This is a genomic window from Peribacillus sp. BM1 (genome assembly GCF_056679975.1).
In genome coordinates, this window is sequence record NZ_CM155259.1 from 2425631 (window position 1) to 2442383 (window position 16753).

The 16753-nt window shown below is 37.6% G+C and carries 16 protein-coding genes; 12 read left to right on the forward strand and 4 right to left on the reverse strand.

What is annotated here, in order from left to right:
• Positions 1-79: 79 nt before the first annotated feature.
• The 6 genes from AC1MGI_RS11670 to AC1MGI_RS11695 all read left to right on the forward strand — a co-directional run bounded on the left by AC1MGI_RS11670 (position 80) and on the right by AC1MGI_RS11695 (position 5632).
• A complete protein-coding gene (locus AC1MGI_RS11670) occupies positions 80-319 on the forward strand; it encodes a DUF1797 family protein (RefSeq protein WP_480345417.1) in 240 nt (79 codons plus the stop codon).
• A 612-nt stretch (positions 320-931) separates the two neighbouring features.
• A complete protein-coding gene (gene cbpB / locus AC1MGI_RS11675) occupies positions 932-1375 on the forward strand; it encodes a cyclic-di-AMP-binding protein CbpB (RefSeq protein ID WP_062181665.1) in 444 nt (147 codons plus the stop codon).
• Positions 1376-1736: 361 nt separating this feature from the next.
• Positions 1737-2618 carry a LysR family transcriptional regulator gene (locus AC1MGI_RS11680; protein ID WP_480345418.1) on the forward strand — a complete coding sequence of 294 codons (882 nt, stop codon included), beginning with the start codon at positions 1737-1739 and terminating at the stop codon, positions 2616-2618.
• An 81-nt stretch (positions 2619-2699) separates the two neighbouring features.
• A complete protein-coding gene (gene dapD, locus AC1MGI_RS11685) occupies positions 2700-3410 on the forward strand; it encodes a 2,3,4,5-tetrahydropyridine-2,6-dicarboxylate N-acetyltransferase (protein WP_480345419.1) in 711 nt (236 codons plus the stop codon).
• Between the two features lie 173 nt (positions 3411-3583).
• On the forward strand, positions 3584-4729 hold the full coding sequence (locus AC1MGI_RS11690; RefSeq protein ID WP_480345420.1) for an N-acetyldiaminopimelate deacetylase: 1146 nt from the start codon (positions 3584-3586) through the stop codon (positions 4727-4729).
• A gap of 243 nt (positions 4730-4972) precedes the next feature.
• Complete coding sequence (locus tag AC1MGI_RS11695; protein WP_062181653.1) at positions 4973-5632, forward strand: potassium channel family protein; 660 nt, start codon at positions 4973-4975, stop codon at positions 5630-5632.
• Between the two features lie 222 nt (positions 5633-5854).
• Here AC1MGI_RS11695 and rnjA read toward each other — a convergent pair whose 3' ends face one another.
• Positions 5855-7522: a ribonuclease J1 gene (rnjA, locus tag AC1MGI_RS11700; RefSeq protein WP_062181650.1), complete on the reverse strand. Its 1668-nt coding sequence runs from the start codon at positions 7520-7522 to the stop codon at positions 5855-5857.
• Between the two features lie 3 nt (positions 7523-7525).
• Positions 7526-7741: a DNA-dependent RNA polymerase subunit epsilon gene (locus AC1MGI_RS11705; RefSeq protein ID WP_480345421.1), complete on the reverse strand. Its 216-nt coding sequence runs from the start codon at positions 7739-7741 to the stop codon at positions 7526-7528.
• Positions 7742-8345: 604 nt separating this feature from the next.
• Here AC1MGI_RS11705 and AC1MGI_RS11710 point away from each other — a divergent pair.
• Positions 8346-9122: a Cof-type HAD-IIB family hydrolase gene (locus tag AC1MGI_RS11710; protein WP_480345422.1), complete on the forward strand. Its 777-nt coding sequence runs from the start codon at positions 8346-8348 to the stop codon at positions 9120-9122.
• A gap of 108 nt (positions 9123-9230) precedes the next feature.
• Here the strand turns inward: AC1MGI_RS11710 and def are convergent, their stop codons facing one another.
• Together def and AC1MGI_RS11720 are read right to left on the reverse strand one after the other, a co-directional pair.
• Positions 9231-9785 carry a peptide deformylase gene (gene def, locus AC1MGI_RS11715; protein ID WP_480345423.1) on the reverse strand — a complete coding sequence of 185 codons (555 nt, stop codon included), beginning with the start codon at positions 9783-9785 and terminating at the stop codon, positions 9231-9233.
• A 319-nt stretch (positions 9786-10104) separates the two neighbouring features.
• Positions 10105-10260 (reverse strand): YjcZ family sporulation protein, encoded by a 156-nt coding sequence (locus AC1MGI_RS11720; protein ID WP_480345424.1) that lies wholly within the window; start codon positions 10258-10260, stop codon positions 10105-10107.
• 257 nt (positions 10261-10517) lie between these two features.
• On the opposite strand from AC1MGI_RS11720, the gene AC1MGI_RS11725 reads away from it, so the two are divergent.
• From AC1MGI_RS11725 to lpdA, 5 genes are all read left to right on the forward strand, one after another.
• Positions 10518-11180, forward strand: coding sequence for a YkyA family protein (locus AC1MGI_RS11725; RefSeq protein WP_480345425.1), 663 nt, complete (start codon positions 10518-10520; stop codon positions 11178-11180).
• Between the two features lie 629 nt (positions 11181-11809).
• Positions 11810-12925, forward strand: coding sequence for a pyruvate dehydrogenase (acetyl-transferring) E1 component subunit alpha (gene pdhA / locus AC1MGI_RS11730; protein ID WP_062181630.1), 1116 nt, complete (start codon positions 11810-11812; stop codon positions 12923-12925).
• A gap of 3 nt (positions 12926-12928) precedes the next feature.
• On the forward strand, positions 12929-13906 hold the full coding sequence (locus tag AC1MGI_RS11735; protein WP_062181627.1) for an alpha-ketoacid dehydrogenase subunit beta: 978 nt from the start codon (positions 12929-12931) through the stop codon (positions 13904-13906).
• Between the two features lie 146 nt (positions 13907-14052).
• Entirely contained in the window at positions 14053-15336 is a 1284-nt protein-coding gene (locus tag AC1MGI_RS11740) for a dihydrolipoamide acetyltransferase family protein (protein ID WP_480345426.1), read from the forward strand.
• A gap of 4 nt (positions 15337-15340) precedes the next feature.
• Entirely contained in the window at positions 15341-16753 is a 1413-nt protein-coding gene (lpdA, locus tag AC1MGI_RS11745; RefSeq protein WP_062181612.1) for a dihydrolipoyl dehydrogenase, read from the forward strand.

The window sequence follows — 16753 nt, forward strand, 5'->3', positions numbered from 1 at the left end:
TTCGTTCTGGTTTTTGGATAGTTTTTTATGTTATAGTGAAACCTACCGAAAAGGTTTTATACTAGAAAGGAGTGGGAGTATGTCTCAATTACAAGGCATTCTTACTAGATTGAAAAATCTTCAGGAGCAAGCACAGGAAACTGAATCTGCTCAGCGTTTTTTTGAAATAGATGGTGTTTTAAAATGTCAGGTTACATATTTCAGTAAAACGGAGATGTTTGAGTTAGAAGTTTTTAATGAAAAAGGCAAATCCTCTAAATATCAATTTGACAACATTGATATGATTACAATTGAAATTTTTGATCTTTTGCAATCATAATCTGATCGCAAAGCATAATAAAAGTCGATGGCATATGCTGTCGGCTTTTTTTGTAAGACAAAAAGTGAAGATTTCAAAATCAAATGAGTAAATGCACTTTGGCGATATCTTAGTTTGAACGTATGAAATCTGGTGAAAATCTGCATTCTATATAAAGGAAACACCCTCTACGTTACTTTGATTCTAGGGGTATTACTACTCGTTAAAACGGGATAAATGGAGGGAAGAGGTTTGGAGAAGCCAACTGTAATATGTCCGCAATGTAAAAGTAAAAATGATATAAGTAAAGTATTGACTGCCCAGTCTAATCAAAACATTATTTTCGAGTGTCCCGAGTGTGGGCATATGCTGAGAAATATCGAAACAAACAAAGGTTGACATAAGATCTCTCATTTATCCCACGCTTAGGCAGTAAGAACCCCCACCTAAAGCTTATGAGGAACAAAGAAGATAGGTGGGGACAACTTTTGCTCGAGAGGTCCGATTTGGTTCAACTAACCACCACTGATGGAAGTTTCACTTTATAGGTCAATTCAAGAAGAAAGTTTCCTTTACCTATGATACACTAGAAGTGTAGACGAAATTATGACTTATTAGGTAAGGGGTTTTGACATGATCGATACTCATGATGGGAACATAATGGAGCTAAATGTGAAAGACTTGATGATTCCTTCTGAACGTGTTGCTCACGTTCAGATTGCCAATAATCTAGAGCACACGCTTCTTGTTTTGACAAAGAGCGGGTATACAGCCATCCCTGTATTAGATCCTACGTATAAGCTACATGGTCTGATAAGTACACCAGTCATCCTCGATTCTATCTTAGGGATGCAACGGATTGAATTTGAAAAGCTAGAGAATAAAAAAGTTTCTGAAATAATGAATCGAAATATTCCCCGGCTTCATATTGAAGATAAAATGGATAAAGGGCTTGAGCTTTTAATTGACCAACCTTTTGTATGTGTTCAAAATGATGAGGGGACTTTTGAAGGAATTCTGACAAGAAGAGCTATTTTGAAAGAATTATATAAAGGACCAGCATCTCCGTCTAAATAAAAATAAGCCCCCTTTAGGGCTTATTTTTATCCCGTTTTAACAGAAGAGATAACGAGGATGTCTCAAAAGAGTCTGGCCCAGCACGCACCACATCGTTTATCGTGTTACTTATGCTTTGTGTGGAATTTTTACTGTATATGGAGAATAATAAATGATACGATGGTTTCAGATTTATCCCGCATTAACGGGCAGTAAGACCCCCATCCCAAGGCTTAGAGGAATCGAAGAAGTATAGGTGGGGGACAACTGCCCGTAAAAGCCCGATTGGTTCAACTAACAATCAGTGGGGGATGAAAAAACCCCCACTGATGGAAGTTTCACTTTATTTGGTATAAGAAAAACGAATCAAGGTGTTGAAAATATGTCATTTTCTGAGTTCCATTTATTATCTGTTTTAGCGCAAGAAATGAACATGCGTAAAGCGGCTGAACGATTATTCGTCTCACAGCCTGCCTTGTCCCAGCGATTGCAAACGATTGAAAAGGATTGGAATGCTAAATTATTTCTTCGTTCACAAAAAGGACTTACTTTAACCTCAGCAGGGGAAGCAGTCATCCGATTAGCAAATGAAATTTTAGAAAAAGAAGAAAAAGTCAGGGAAAGTATTCAAGCTATGGATCATGAAGTATATGGAACATTGAAAATTGCCTGTGCTTCAATTGTTGGACAAAACTGGCTACCTCAAGTCTTGAAAAAATTTGTGCAAAAATACCCCTATGCCAAAATCTCACTTATTACTGGCTGGAGCAGTGAAATACTAAAATCATTATATGATGGTCAAGTACATATTGGGATTATACGTGGAGCACCTGATTGGAAGGGCTATAAACAGCATTTATTCACAGATATGTTGTACTTAGTTGATACGGAAATGAATGAGCTTGAACAAGTTCTTGAAACAGATCGACCATTCATCCAGTTTAAAAGTGATTCAAATTATTATCAGGAAATTCAAAATTGGTGGCATCGTCATTTTCAGACGACACCTAAGAATACGATTATTGTTGACCAAATTGAAACATGTAAGCAAATGGTTTTCAATGGAATCGGTTATGCTATTCTTCCAGCAATTACACTCCATGATAAAGATCAAAATGTATATAAAATCCCCCTCTTGGACGGACAAAATCATTCGATTCAGCGAGATACATGGCTGTGCGGATATGAATCTGCATTTCAATTAAAGCAAGTAAAAGCATTTGAAGAGATTGTTGCTGATCATATTCTCAATCAGGAATTATGATGAATCTGTAATTTCTTGTTTTTTAACGTTACTTTTGATAAATTTAAGACCAGTGATTCATACATATTAGGGGGATTTTTCATGAAAATGATGGATGCACATGAAATTATTTCATTTATCCAAAACAGCACGAAATCAACACCAGTTAAGGTTTATATAAAAGGTGATTTGGACGGAATCGATTTTGGTCCTTCAGCTAAAACATTTATTAGCGGAGATGTAGGGACAGTCTTTGGAGAATGGTCTGAAATAAATGAAGCCATCAATAAATATGAGGGGAAAATTACCGACTATGTAATTGAAAATGACCGTAGAAATTCTGCGATTCCGTTAGTCGATATGAAAAACATTAAAGCGCGTATTGAACCAGGTGCCATCATTCGCGATCAGGTTCAAATCGGTGATCATGCAGTAATCATGATGGGGGCTGCTATCAATATCGGTGCTGTTATTGGAGAAGGTACGATGATTGATATGAATGCAGTGCTTGGTGGACGTGCCACCATCGGGAAAAATTGTCATGTAGGTGCCGGAGCAGTAATAGCTGGTGTAGTCGAACCGCCATCGGCAAAACCAGTTATTTTGGAAGACGATGTACTGATTGGTGCAAATGCAGTGGTTCTTGAAGGCGTTACAATTGGACAAGGTTCTGTAGTAGCAGCTGGAGCTGTAGTGACACAAGATATACCTCCTTATTCTGTAGCAGCGGGTATTCCTGCAAAAGTGATTAAAGCCATCGATGAAAAGACAAAATCGAAAACAGAAATCATGCAAGAACTTCGCCAATTATGAGATTCATACTAGTATGTTTTTGTGACGTATAAGCAGTCAGCGTACGTTTAAGGAAGTGGCTTCTTACACTCACTTGTCATTATAAGCAGTCTCTCTAAAATGAAACAATATCGAAAGGAAAGCGTGGATGGTTCATGGATCCACGCTTTTCTTGTATAAGGTGGGAATCATCAATGACTGAAGTAGAGCCAATACTGTATCCTTTTGTAAAAATTCGTAGAGACCTTCATAAAATACCTGAAATCGGTTTTAAAGAAGTTAAGACACAAAAATATTTATTAGATTATTTATCTACATTGCCGCAGAACAGATATGAATTGGAAACATGGGAAACCGGAATTTTTGTAAAAGTAATTGGCCTTGCTCCTCAAAAAATAATTGGCTATCGAGCAGATATGGATGGGTTACCGATTAAAGAGGAGACAGATTTACCATTTTCTTCAGAACATGATCAACATATGCATGCTTGCGGTCATGATTTTCATATGAGCATTGCGCTTGGAGTATTAAGTTATTTTGTTTTTAACCCAATTGATGATCATATTTTGTTTATTTTTCAACCTGCTGAGGAAGGTCCTGGTGGTGCAGAACCGATGTTGAGTTCAGAAACTATGAATAAGTGGAAGCCAGATATTATTATGGCTCTGCATATCGCTCCTGAATATCCTGTTGGGACAATTGCGCTAAAAGAAGGCCTATTATTTGCTAATACGTCAGAACTGTTTATTGAGTTAAAAGGGAAAGGTGGACATGCTGCTTATCCCCATGAAACTAATGATATGGTTGTTGCAGCATGTTCACTTGTTGGTCAATTGCAATCGATTGTTTCTCGAAACGTGAATCCACTTGATTCAGCAGTAGTTACGATTGGGAAAATCAGTGGGGGCAGTGTGCAAAATATAATTGCAGAAAAAGCAAGGCTAGAAGGCACGATTCGTACCTTGAATGAAGAATCTATGATAAAAGTAAAAACACGGATTGAACAGCTTCTCTGTGGGATTAAGGCTGGGTATGCATGTGAGGGATGGATTGATTATGGATCCATGTACCATCAAGTGTTTAATGAAGAACAGCTCACAACGGAATTTATGGAATTTGCAAAAAAAGTACCTGGAATACAGGTACATCATTGTAATGAAGCGATGACAGGAGAAGATTTCGGATATATGTTGAAGGAAATTCCAGGATTTATGTTCTGGTTAGGTGTCAACTCAACATATGGACTGCATCATGCTAAATTAAATCCAGATGAACAGGCGATAGAAAAAGCAATTACGCTACTTACTCACTATATAACTTTTAAAGGATCGAATGAATAATTAACAGGCATGAGTGTTATTCTCATTTTAAGGGGATGTTTAAAAAGTCCGGTAAAAAAGCTTGCGAATTGTGACATTGTTCATTAATGACCTACTGTTAAAATCGCGCGCGTCATGACGAGCAACACAGAAGTCAGCACAACCTGTGCAAGTCCAGTCATCTTCTCGAATTGAAAAAAGCTTTCATGCTTATCATATGGTAGAATAGCAGTGCATCAAGTTAGCTTGTTGGAGGTAGAATTCGTGAAAAAAGAATTTGCAGTAATCGGGCTTGGCCGATTTGGAGGTAGTATTGTTAGAGCTCTAATTGAGGAGGGCATGGAAGTGCTTGCCATTGATATGGATGAGGATCGCGTTAATGAATATGCAATGATTGCTTCACATGCGGTTATTGGGGATACAACAGAAGAAAATGTCCTTAAAAGCCTTGGAATCCGAAATTTCGATCATGTGATTGTCGCGATTGGTGACAATATTCAATCGAGTATCCTGACGACTTTGATGTTAAAGGAATTAGGCGTCGAAAATATTACAGTGAAGGCCCAAAATGATTATCATGAGAAAGTTTTGATAAAAATTGGTGCAGATCATGTTGTTCATCCTGAGAGAGACATGGGGAAGCGTATTGCACATAGCATCGTATCGAATAATGTTCTTGATTATTTAGAGTTGTCTGATGAACATTCCATCGTGGAAATTGTGGCAAGTTCTAAAATGGAAGGTAAAACCATTATTGATCTTGATATTAGGGCGCGTTTTGGCATTAATATTGTTGCTGTAAAAAGAGGGGGAGAAATCATAGTCTCACCTCAAGGAAATGACCCAATTCACAAAGGGGATATCTTGATTGTCATCGGGGCTGACTCAGATATTAACCGTTTTGAAAAAAAGACTGTAGATTAAGAACAAAAGTGAAAAGCACCTTGATCAACCTAGAGGATAGCGTAAGACGAGCAAGTTGTATGGAAGTGGTCTTCCCACCAGATCGATTCGTTTGTAGCTGCTTGCGCTAACTGCGGACAGACAAATTAAATGATCCATATAAAAATAATTGTATAGTATGTTCAGTAATAAAAGAGGATGTCCCCTAAAATAGGGGACATCCTCTTTTATATATTAATTTTGTTATACTTCCATGATAATTGGTAAAATCATTGGACGGCGTTTTGTTTTTTCGTACAAGAATGGAGAAAGTGTGTCTGTAATTTCGTTTTTAATTTCAGACCATTGAGTCGTCTTGCGTTCCATTACTTTATTTAGATGCTTTGTAATGAGCGCTTGGGCATCGTTAATTAAATCACCTGATTCTCTCATGTATACAAATCCTCTTGAAATGATATCTGGACCAGCGGCAATCTTGAAGTCTTTCATGTTGATGCTGACAACAACAACAACAAGTCCTTCCTCAGAAAGGATACGACGGTCACGTAGTACAATATTCCCGATATCACCAATACCGCTACCATCAATGTAAACGGATCCTGAAGGGATCTTCCCAGCCACTTGTGCTGTATTTTCACTTAAGGCGAGCACTTCACCATTATCCATGATGAAACAATTTTCTTCTGGAACACCGCAGTCGATGGCATGTTGGCTGTGCAATTTTTGCATCCGATATTCACCGTGAATCGGCATGAAGTACTTTGGCTTAATTAAACGAAGCATCAGCTTTTGTTCTTGTTGCCCGCCATGACCTGACGTATGAATGTTACTAAGCGGTCCGCTAATCACGTCCGCACCAGCACGGTATAATTGATTAATCGTTCTAGAAACACTGATTGTATTTCCTGGAATCGGTGAAGATGAGAATACAACTGTATCTCCTGGGATGATTTGAATTTGACGATGCGTGCCATTAGCAATTCTTGATAGAGCAGCCATTGGCTCACCTTGGCTACCTGTACAAAGGATTGTTACACGGTTTGCAGGAAGTCGATTGATTTGCTGAGCATCGATAAAAGTATCTTTTGGTGCAACAATATACCCTAAATCTTGTCCGATTGTGATTGCTGCTTCCATACTTCTACCAAAAACTGCGACCTTCCGTCCGTTTTTAACAGCTGCTTCAACGACTTGTTGCAGTCTGTGAATGTTAGAAGCAAACGTAGCGAAAATAATTCGACCTTCCACTTTACGGAAAATATCATCAATGCTCTCGCCTACACGGCGTTCTGACATTGTAAAAGTCTGAACCTCACTATTTGTACTATCAGATAATAGGCATAGAACGCCTTCTTTTCCGATTTCGGCCATCTTCGTTAAATTAGCAGGTTCTCCTACTGGTGTGAAGTCGAATTTAAAGTCTCCGGTATGGACAATTTGCCCTGGAGGAGTTTTAACAACAATCCCATAAGAATCCGGGATACTGTGAGTTGTTCTGAAAAACGAAACAGATGTTTTGCGGAACTTAATCACGTCATCCTCTTGAATTTCATGTAATTTCGTTTGACGTAGAAGACCATGTTCTTCTAATTTATTGCGTAATAACCCTAATGCTAGTTTTCCACCATAAACAGGAATGTTAATAGCTTTTAGTAAATAGGGAATTCCGCCTATATGGTCTTCATGTCCATGGGTAATGAAGAGTCCCTTAATCTTATCTACATTTTTTACTAAATACGTATAATCTGGAATTACGTAGTCGATGCCTAGAAGCTCGTCCTCTGGAAATTTAATTCCTGCATCGATGATAATAATTTCATCCTGGAATTGTACTGCATACGTATTCTTACCGATTTCACCTAGGCCGCCAAGTGCATAAACGGCTGTTTGGTCATTTTTTACAAATTTCATAAATTATCCTAACTCCAATACATTAAAATCTTCATTATTTTTCTTTTCATATTCATAATATGCCCCAGTAACTGCCTCAACATATTCAATATTATAAGGAAAATCCTTTATTTTATCGCGAACATCTCGTGTTGACTCTCCCTCAACATAAATAGATTGAGTATGCTCTCTTACAGGTACATTATTTAGATTCTCTTGGTAGTAAACTTTAAAAACCATTACTTTCTCTCCTCTTCTTTTTAAATTGCTTGTTTCATTATATATAAAAAAAACAATTTTTTCATGTTTTAGTACATCATGTGAACATTATAACGATTAAATATATGTGCGAAGACCTCTTCTATCCATTCATTTCCGTTCATTGGGTCTATAATGCACTTTACACAAGCAAGAAGCCCTTCGCAAGTATTTGAAGGGCTATATCAAATAATTTTATGCGATTGATTTCCTTTTTAAAAGATCATTCCATTGTTTACGTAGCTTTTTACGAAGCCTTTTTAACATGGTGATCACTCCCTTGTCTTTTATTGTATAGAATAATTTAATAAAGTAAATACATATTTCCCAGATAATAGGAATTATTTTAAAAAAACCACTGATACCCAACTTTGACCGATAGAGGAAGTAGTTATAGTATATACATCGTATGAAAATTCCTTGATGCCAAATAATGGATGATGGCATTTTCTTTCATGGAAGATTCTTGACATATACTAGAACGCAGTTTTTAATAAGTATGAAGAGTGTTATAGAATCGTTTTTAAGAAAAAATAAATAAGTGATAAAGACATTATTAAAATAGAATGGACGTGTTGAAGTAGATATGCAGAAAATTGTATTTTTTGATATAGATGGAACATTGCTTGATCATGAGAAGACATTACCTGCATCGACAAAGGCTGCTATTAAGCAACTACAAGAGAATGGCGTTTATGTTGCGATTGCAACTGGAAGAGCCCCATTTATGTTTGAATCATTGAGAGAAGAATTGGACATCGAGTCATTTGTTAGCTTTAATGGTCAATATGTTGTGTTTGAAAACGAAGTGATATACAAAAATCCCCTTTCATTCAATGAACTGGAGCGTTTACATGAAATAGCCGGAGAGAATGAAGAGACACCTCTTGTGTTTATGAATGAGAAAACGATGAAAGCAAATGTTAGCCATAGCGATCGAATTGAAGAGGCGATTGGTACATTGAAATTTCCGCATCCGGAACGTCAAGATGATTTCTATCATGGGAAAGAAATATATCAAAGCCTAGTCTTTTGTACAAGGGAAGAAGAAGAGGCACTAATTACTGGAAAATTCGATAAATTCAAATTTATTCGCTGGCATGATCTATCGATTGATGTGTTGCCATTTGGTGGTTCAAAAGCAGAAGGAATTAAACAGTTTGTTAAGAAAGCTGGCTTTGCCATGGAAAATGTTTATGCATTCGGTGATGGACTGAATGATATTGAAATGCTTGAGACGGTTGGACATGGCGTAGCAATGGGGAATGCTTTGGACGAGGTTAAGAAACATGCGGATTATATAACAAAAGATGTAAGTGAAGAAGGCATCCTTTTTGGCCTTCGCCAAGTAGGGCTAATATAAAGTGAAACTTCAATTAGTGGGGGCATACTGCCTGTTAATGTGGGATAAAAAAAGAGGTTGTCCGATCATTTATCTATTGGACAACCTCTTTTTTTTAACTTCACTTCATCATCGCTCAAGCGGTGTTGCGTCAGCTGAAATATCGAACGGGTCGATTTCGTTAATTCGATCAAAAAACATAATACCATTCAGATGGTCAATTTCATGCTGAAAGACGATAGCGGGCAAACCTGTTAGTTTAACTGATATTTCTTCGCCGTTTAAGTTCACACCTTTAACGGTTATTTTTGCGTATCTGGGTACAAATCCGGGGAAAGGACGATCAACAGATAAGCAACCTTCACCATTGGTTAAATAGGTTTGAGCTTTTGTGTGTCTGATGATTTTTGGATTAAATAATGCATAACTATACTGTTTTCCTTCAGAATCCTTGACATGAACAGCAATCATCCGTTTTGATACATTAATTTGGGGGGCGGCAAGTCCAACGCCTGGCCGAAGTCCGAATTCATTTGCCTTGTCAGGGTCTTGACTGTTTATAACATAGTCCAGCATGCTTGATAAAATTTCTTGTTCTTCCTCAGAAGCCGGTAAGCTTACCTCAGCAGCTTTTTTACGAAGTGTTGGATGTCCTTCTCTAATGATGTCTTTCATTGTAAGCATAGTTTTCGCCCTTCTTTCTTAAATATATCCAGAGATAAAATGTTTCTAAGATTTACAAGCTATAATCCCCACTGAATTGAGGATTCGCTGTATATGTATAGATAAAGATAGTTTATCAAAGTTTAGCTAAATAGTTAATGGTGTCAATGCGTTAAAAACAGTATCGTTAAGTTTTTGCGCTTTCCGTTTTGGGTAACGCAAAACGGAAGCAATGAGGGGAAGCTACTACGTATAGAGCTTCCCATGAAAGGGTACTTAAATAAGCTAAATTTTATTCGATTCCTTTTTTAAACGAAATAAGATAAAGATTCGATGTGGGTTAGCACAAACAAGCACCGACGATAATCAATAGAATGAAGAGAACGACAATTAAGGCAAATCCATTTCCAAAGCCGCATTCGCCTCCACCATACCCATAACTAGGATAAGTCTCAACTGGATAACAGCAATCATTTCCGTAGCCACCATAATACATAAAGGATCCCTCCGTTTTGTTAATTCCATCATTCCTAAAGGAGCGATGTACTTACAACCTATGCGAAGAAGAGAAATTGGTCTGGGCTTTTGCCTATTCATAAAGAGTTAAGACAAGTCATATATTCAAGAGATACGGGGCATATTTGTATTTGCTTTCTGATGCTAAGGGGTGGGATAAACGAGTAGATGTTAGTTGTCAAAAACTGACGATTTCCAGTATAGTAGTCTATATAGAGAATAGGGGGAGTTTTAGCAATGATTAAATTTTTTAAATGGACTGTGTTATGTTTAGTGTTAGGCGGAATCCTTTCGGGATGTACAGCTAAAGACTCTCCAGAAGAACAAATATATCAAATACTCGAAGCGGCTGTGAAGAAAGAAAAAACCTTTGAAGAACAGCAGCAGCCTATTACTGAACTAGAGAATAAAGAAAAAGAGTATTACAACACGATTCTTAAACTTGGTTTGAGGGAGTTTGACCAAATTGTTAAACTTTCGAATGAAGCGATCAATAATATTGAAAAAAGAAAAGAGTTTATTGAAAAAGAACGTGAAAGCATGCTTGCTTCTCGCGAAAAATTTAAACAAATCGATGATAAAATTAAAAGTATAGAGGATCAGGGCCTAAAAAAAGAAGCAGAAAAATTAAAGGTGACTATGATTGAACGGTATGAGGCGCATGAAAAACTTTATACTACTTATAAGAAAAGCTTAGATTTGGATAAAGCTTTATATACTCTTTTCCAAAAAGAAAACTTAAAAATGGATGAACTAGAAGCACAAATTGAGATGATTAATCAAACCTACCAAACAGTGATTGAAGCAAATGATGCTTTTAATAATAAAACGAATCAATATAATGAGGAAAAACAGAAATTCTATAAAGATGCAGAGATTGAAGTTTCAGATACGAAATAAGCTAAGTAAAACAATAGACAGTATAACTGTATTCTCTAAGGAAGCCGACTCAGATTTTGAGCGGTTTTTTATTATTTTTATCCTGATCTAAAAGGTTTAAACACCCCTCGCATTTTTGAAAGTGAAATTAAGGAAAATAGCTGGAGGATGAATAACCACGCTGATGGAAAATGCACTTTATGGATATAATAAATTTATGAAATTGTGTAATGATAGTATAGGGGAGTCGGAAAAAATGTAAAGAAATGGGGAAGAAAGCGGTTTTTAAAGGTAGCGCATACATCTGTCGTAAAACAGATATTCTTTTATAGTACAGATATATTAATGATAGTATAACAGTTTTGAAGTTGATAAAATTTTCTAATAAGAATTATCGTTTGAAAGCTCATTAATATTGGTCGTTGTAATTGACTATGCTTATGTGGTGAGGTACACTTAATTATGGATAAAGCATTGTATCATTTTATAATTAGTTTTTACTGATACAGAATATCGTGAAAATGAAAACCCAGTGAATGTTTGCATTCACTCTATATGGGAAAAATACATTGGTATTTCATTTAGACTTTTAGAAATGAAGAATGCTTTACAAAATATAACCTTTTTATTGAAAGGATGAGGTGGCACAGATGGCTTCTAAAGTAAACCAAGCTAATTTTGATGTCAAGAAACAGTTCGAAACAGTTGAAGAACAGTTTCAAACATTACAAATTTTAAATGAAGAAGGCGAAATCGTAAACGAAGCAGCAATGCCTGAGTTAACAGATGAGCAATTACAAGAACTGATGAGAAGAATGGTTTATACACGTATTCTTGATCAACGTTCTATCTCTTTAAACCGTCAAGGAAGATTAGGTTTCTATGCACCAACAGCTGGACAAGAAGCTTCTCAACTTGCATCGCAATTTGCACTTGAAAAAGAAGACTTCATTCTGCCGGGATATCGTGATGTTCCACAATTAATTTGGCACGGCTTGCCGCTTTCACAAGCGTTCTTATTCTCACGTGGCCACTTTAAAGGAAATCAAATCCCTGAAGGAGTAAATGTTATTTCTCCACAAATCATTATCGGAGCTCAATACGTTCAAGCAGCGGGTGTTGCTCTTGGAATGAAGAAACGTGGTACTAAAGCGGTAGCAATTACTTATACAGGTGACGGTGGAACTTCACAAGGTGACTTCTATGAAGGAATTAACTTCGCTGGTGCATTTAAAGCTCCTGCCATCTTTATTATTCAAAACAACCGATTTGCGATTTCTACGCCTGTAGATAAACAATCAGCATCTAAGACATTGGCGCAAAAAGCAGTTGCTGCTGGTATTCCTGGCGTTGTTGTCGACGGAATGGATCCACTTGCTGTATACAAAGCTGTGAAAGACGCCCGCGAGCGCGCAATTAACGGAGAAGGCCCAACACTTATCGAAACATTAACATACCGTTATGGTCCACATACAATGGCTGGTGATGATCCAACTCGCTACCGTACTTCAGATCTTGATAATGAGTGGGAATTGAAAGATCCACTAGTTCGTTTCCGTAAATTCCTTGAAGCTAAAGGTTTATGGAATGAAGAGAAAGAGAATGAAACAATTGAAAAGGCAAAAGAAGATATTAAAGAAGCAATTAAAGTTGCAGATGCAGAGCCTAAACAAACGGTTACTGATTTAATATCAAATATGTTTGAAGAAATGCCTTCCAACTTGAAAGAACAATACGAAATTTACAAAGAAAAGGAGTCGAAGTAAGCCATGGCTCAAATGACGATGATTCAAGCTATTACAGATGCGTTACGAACTGAATTAAAAAACGATGAAAATGTTCTTGTTTTCGGTGAAGACGTTGGTAAAAACGGCGGTGTATTCCGTGCTACGGAAAACCTGCAAAAAGAATTTGGCGAAGATCGTGTATTTGATACTCCACTTGCAGAGTCGGGTATTGGCGGTATTGCTATCGGTCTTGGACTACAAGGATTCCGCCCGGTTCCTGAAATCCAATTCTTCGGTTTCTTATTTGAAGTAATGGATTCTGTTGCTGGACAAATGTCACGTATGCGTTACCGTTCAGGCGGCCGTTACAATTCACCAATCACAATTCGTTCTCCTTTCGGTGGCGGTGTGCACACACCAGAAATGCATGCGGACAGCCTTGAAGGTTTAATGGCGCAAACACCTGGATTGAAAGTAGTAATTCCTTCTTCTCCATATGATGCAAAAGGTTTGCTGATTTCTTCTATCCGTGATAACGATCCAGTCATCTTCCTTGAGCATATGAAATTATATCGCTCTTTCCGTGAAGATGTGCCTGAAGAAGAATATACAATTCCTCTAGGCGTCGCTTCTGTGAAACGTGAAGGAAAAGATCTTTCTATTATTACTTACGGCGCTATGGTTCAAGAATCAATCAAAGCTGCAGAAGAATTAGAAAAAGAAGGACATTCAGTAGAAGTCATCGATCTACGTACGATTTCACCACTTGATATTGACACAATCATTGCATCTGTTGAAAAAACAGGTCGTGCAATTGTTGTTCAAGAAGCTCAAAAACAAGCTGGAATCGCGGCGAACGTTGTGGCAGAAATTAATGACCGTGCAATTCTTAGTCTAGATGCACCAGTATTACGTGTAACAGCAGCAGATACTGTTTTCGCATTTTCACAAGCTGAGCCAGTTTGGCTTCCTAACTACAAGGATGTTATGGAAACTGCGAAAAAAGTGTTAAACTTCTAATGATCTAAAAGTCCACTAAAATCCGGTCCCTACATATTTTATAGATGCCGGATTTTAGGCTTTATGCAAAATTGCTCGAATTATGAAAGCTAAATTACTTTTTTCCAGACAATATGTATGATTAAATTATAGGAGGTTGAGACTAAATGGCATTCCAATTTAGACTCCCTGATATCGGTGAAGGTATACACGAGGGTGAAATAGTAAAATGGTTTGTAAAGCCAGGGGATAAAGTACAGGAAGATGACGTGCTTTGCGAAGTGCAAAACGATAAAGCTGTTGTTGAAATCCCATCACCAGTAGAAGGTACAGTTGAAAAAGTACATGTAGAAGAAGGAACTGTAGCAATAGTAGGGGATATCTTAATCTCTTTTGACGCTCCAGGGTATGAAGATCTTCAATTCAAAGGTGACCATGGTGAAGAATCTGGTACTAAAGAAGCTGAAGAAGTGAAAACAGAAGAAGCTCCTAAACAAGAAGTGCAAGCTGAAGTAGATTCTAACCGTCGTATTATTGCGATGCCATCTGTTCGTAAATACGCTCGTGAAAAAGGAATAGATATCCTTCAAGTTGTAGGTAGTGGAGATAATGGACGCGTCCTTAAAGTTGACATTGACTCATTCTTAACTGGCGATTCTACGGCACCAGCTGCTACACAACCTGATACAGTTCAGATGGCAGAAAAAGAAACGACTAAAGCAGCAGCTATCGCTATTCCTGCAGGTCAATATCCAGAAACTCGTGAGAAAATGAGCGGAATCAGAAAAGCGATTGCTAAAGCAATGGTGAATTCTAAGCACACAGCTCCTCACGTTACATTAATGGATGAAATCGAAGTGACAAAACTTGTCGCTCACCGTAAGAAATTCAAAGAGGTTGCAGCACAAAAAGGAATCAAACTTACATTCCTTCCTTATGTTGTAAAAGCATTAACGAGTGCATTGCGTGAATTCCCTGCGCTTAACACATCACTTGATGACGCTACAAGTGAAATCGTTCATAAGCATTATTACAATATCGGTATTGCTGCTGACACTGAGAAAGGTCTTCTTGTTCCTGTTGTTAAAGATGCGGATCGCAAATCTACATTTGCTATTTCAAATGAAATCAACGAACTTGGAGCAAAAGCTCGTGACGGTAAATTAGCTCCTGACGAAATGAAAGGTGCTTCTTGTACGATTAGTAATATCGGTTCTGCAGGTGGACAATGGTTCACTCCAGTAATCAACCATCCGGAAGTTGCAATCCTAGGAATTGGGCGTATTGCAGAGAAACCTGTAGTGCGTGATGGTGAAATAGTTGCTGCTCCAGTATTATCATTATCATTAAGCTTTGACCACCGAATGATTGATGGTGCAACAGCTCAAAATGCATTAAATCACATTAAAAAATTGCTTAACGACCCAGAACTATTGTTAATGGAGGCGTAATAACATGGTAGTAGGAGATTTTCCAATTGAAACAGATACTTTAGTCATCGGTGCCGGTCCTGGTGGATATGTTGCCGCTATTCGTGCCGCACAACTTGGACAAAAAGTAACAGTCGTTGAAAAAGGAACGGTCGGTGGAGTTTGCTTAAATGTAGGCTGTATCCCATCAAAAGCGCTTATTGCAGCAGGACATCGTTTTCATGATGCTAAGCATTCAGAAGATATGGGGATTACTGCTGAAAACGTAAAACTGGACTTTTCAAAAGTACAAGCTTTTAAATCATCCGTTGTAAATAAATTAACTGGCGGAGTTAGTGGTCTTTTAAAAGGAAACAAAATTGAAGTTGTAAGCGGAGAAGCGTATTTTGTTGACGAAAACAATGTTCGTGTTATGACTGAAACGTCTGCACAAACATATACATTCAAAAACGCAATCATTGCTACTGGTTCAACTCCAATTGAATTGCCTACTTTTAAATACTCTAAACGTGTTATCAATTCTACCGGTGCTCTTGCGCTTGAAGAAGTTCCAGCTTCTCTAGTTGTAATTGGCGGGGGAGTTATTGGAATCGAACTTGGTGGCGCTTATGCAAATATGGGTACGAAATTAACGATCCTTGAAGGAACAGAAGATATTCTTTCAGGTGGTTATGAAAAACAAATGACTGCATTGGTTAAGAAAAACTTGAAGAAAAAAGGCGCTGAAATTGTTACAAAAGCTCTTGCAAAAGGCGTTGAAGAAACAGAAAATGGTGTAGTCGTAACTTATGAAGTAAACGGTCAAGAATCAAAAGTCGAAGCTGATTATGTATTAGTAACGGTTGGCCGTCGTCCGAATACGGATGAAATTGGTCTTGAACAAGTAGGTATTAAGCTTACTGAAAGAGGATTAATTGAAATTGATAAACAATGCCGCACAAATATTAAAAACATTTATGCGATTGGTGATATTGTATCTGGTCCTCAATTAGCACATAAAGCTTCTTATGAAGGTAAAATTGCTGCTGAAGTAATTGCTGGAGAAGCTTCAGAAATCGACTATTTGGGAATCCCTGCAGTTGTATTCTCTGAGCCAGAACTTGCTACAGTGGGTCACACTGAGCAATCAGCAAAAGAAGAGGGGCTTGATGCTAAGGCTTCTAAATTCCCATTCGCTGCAAACGGCCGTGCTCTTTCACTGAATAATACTGATGGTTTTATGAAACTAATTACTCGCAAAGAAGATGGTTTAGTGATCGGTGCTCAAATTGCTGGTCCAAGTGCATCTGATATGGTTGCTGAGCTTGGACTTGCTATCGAAGCTGGCATGACGGCTGAAGATATCGCAATGACCATTCATGCTCACCCATCTTTAGGTGAAATTACAATGGAAGCTGCAGAAGTTGCTTTAGGAATGCCTATCCACATTGTAAAATAA

Coding starts and splice junctions, on each gene's coding strand:
- AC1MGI_RS11670 (WP_480345417.1), top strand. CDS start 80: ATGTCTCAATTACAAGGCATTCTTACTAGATTGAAAAATCTTCAGGAG.
- cbpB (WP_062181665.1), top strand. CDS start 932: ATGATCGATACTCATGATGGGAACATAATGGAGCTAAATGTGAAAGAC.
- AC1MGI_RS11680 (WP_480345418.1), top strand. CDS start 1,737: ATGTCATTTTCTGAGTTCCATTTATTATCTGTTTTAGCGCAAGAAATG.
- dapD (WP_480345419.1), top strand. CDS start 2,700: ATGAAAATGATGGATGCACATGAAATTATTTCATTTATCCAAAACAGC.
- AC1MGI_RS11690 (WP_480345420.1), top strand. CDS start 3,584: ATGACTGAAGTAGAGCCAATACTGTATCCTTTTGTAAAAATTCGTAGA.
- rnjA (WP_062181650.1), bottom strand. CDS start 7,522: ATGAAATTTGTAAAAAATGACCAAACAGCCGTTTATGCACTTGGCGGC.
- AC1MGI_RS11705 (WP_480345421.1), bottom strand. CDS start 7,741: ATGGTTTTTAAAGTTTACTACCAAGAGAATCTAAATAATGTACCTGTA.
- AC1MGI_RS11710 (WP_480345422.1), top strand. CDS start 8,346: ATGCAGAAAATTGTATTTTTTGATATAGATGGAACATTGCTTGATCAT.
- def (WP_480345423.1), bottom strand. CDS start 9,785: ATGCTTACAATGAAAGACATCATTAGAGAAGGACATCCAACACTTCGT.
- AC1MGI_RS11720 (WP_480345424.1), bottom strand. CDS start 10,260: ATGTATTATGGTGGCTACGGAAATGATTGCTGTTATCCAGTTGAGACT.
- AC1MGI_RS11725 (WP_480345425.1), top strand. CDS start 10,518: ATGATTAAATTTTTTAAATGGACTGTGTTATGTTTAGTGTTAGGCGGA.
- pdhA (WP_062181630.1), top strand. CDS start 11,810: ATGGCTTCTAAAGTAAACCAAGCTAATTTTGATGTCAAGAAACAGTTC.
- AC1MGI_RS11735 (WP_062181627.1), top strand. CDS start 12,929: ATGGCTCAAATGACGATGATTCAAGCTATTACAGATGCGTTACGAACT.
- AC1MGI_RS11740 (WP_480345426.1), top strand. CDS start 14,053: ATGGCATTCCAATTTAGACTCCCTGATATCGGTGAAGGTATACACGAG.
- lpdA (WP_062181612.1), top strand. CDS start 15,341: ATGGTAGTAGGAGATTTTCCAATTGAAACAGATACTTTAGTCATCGGT.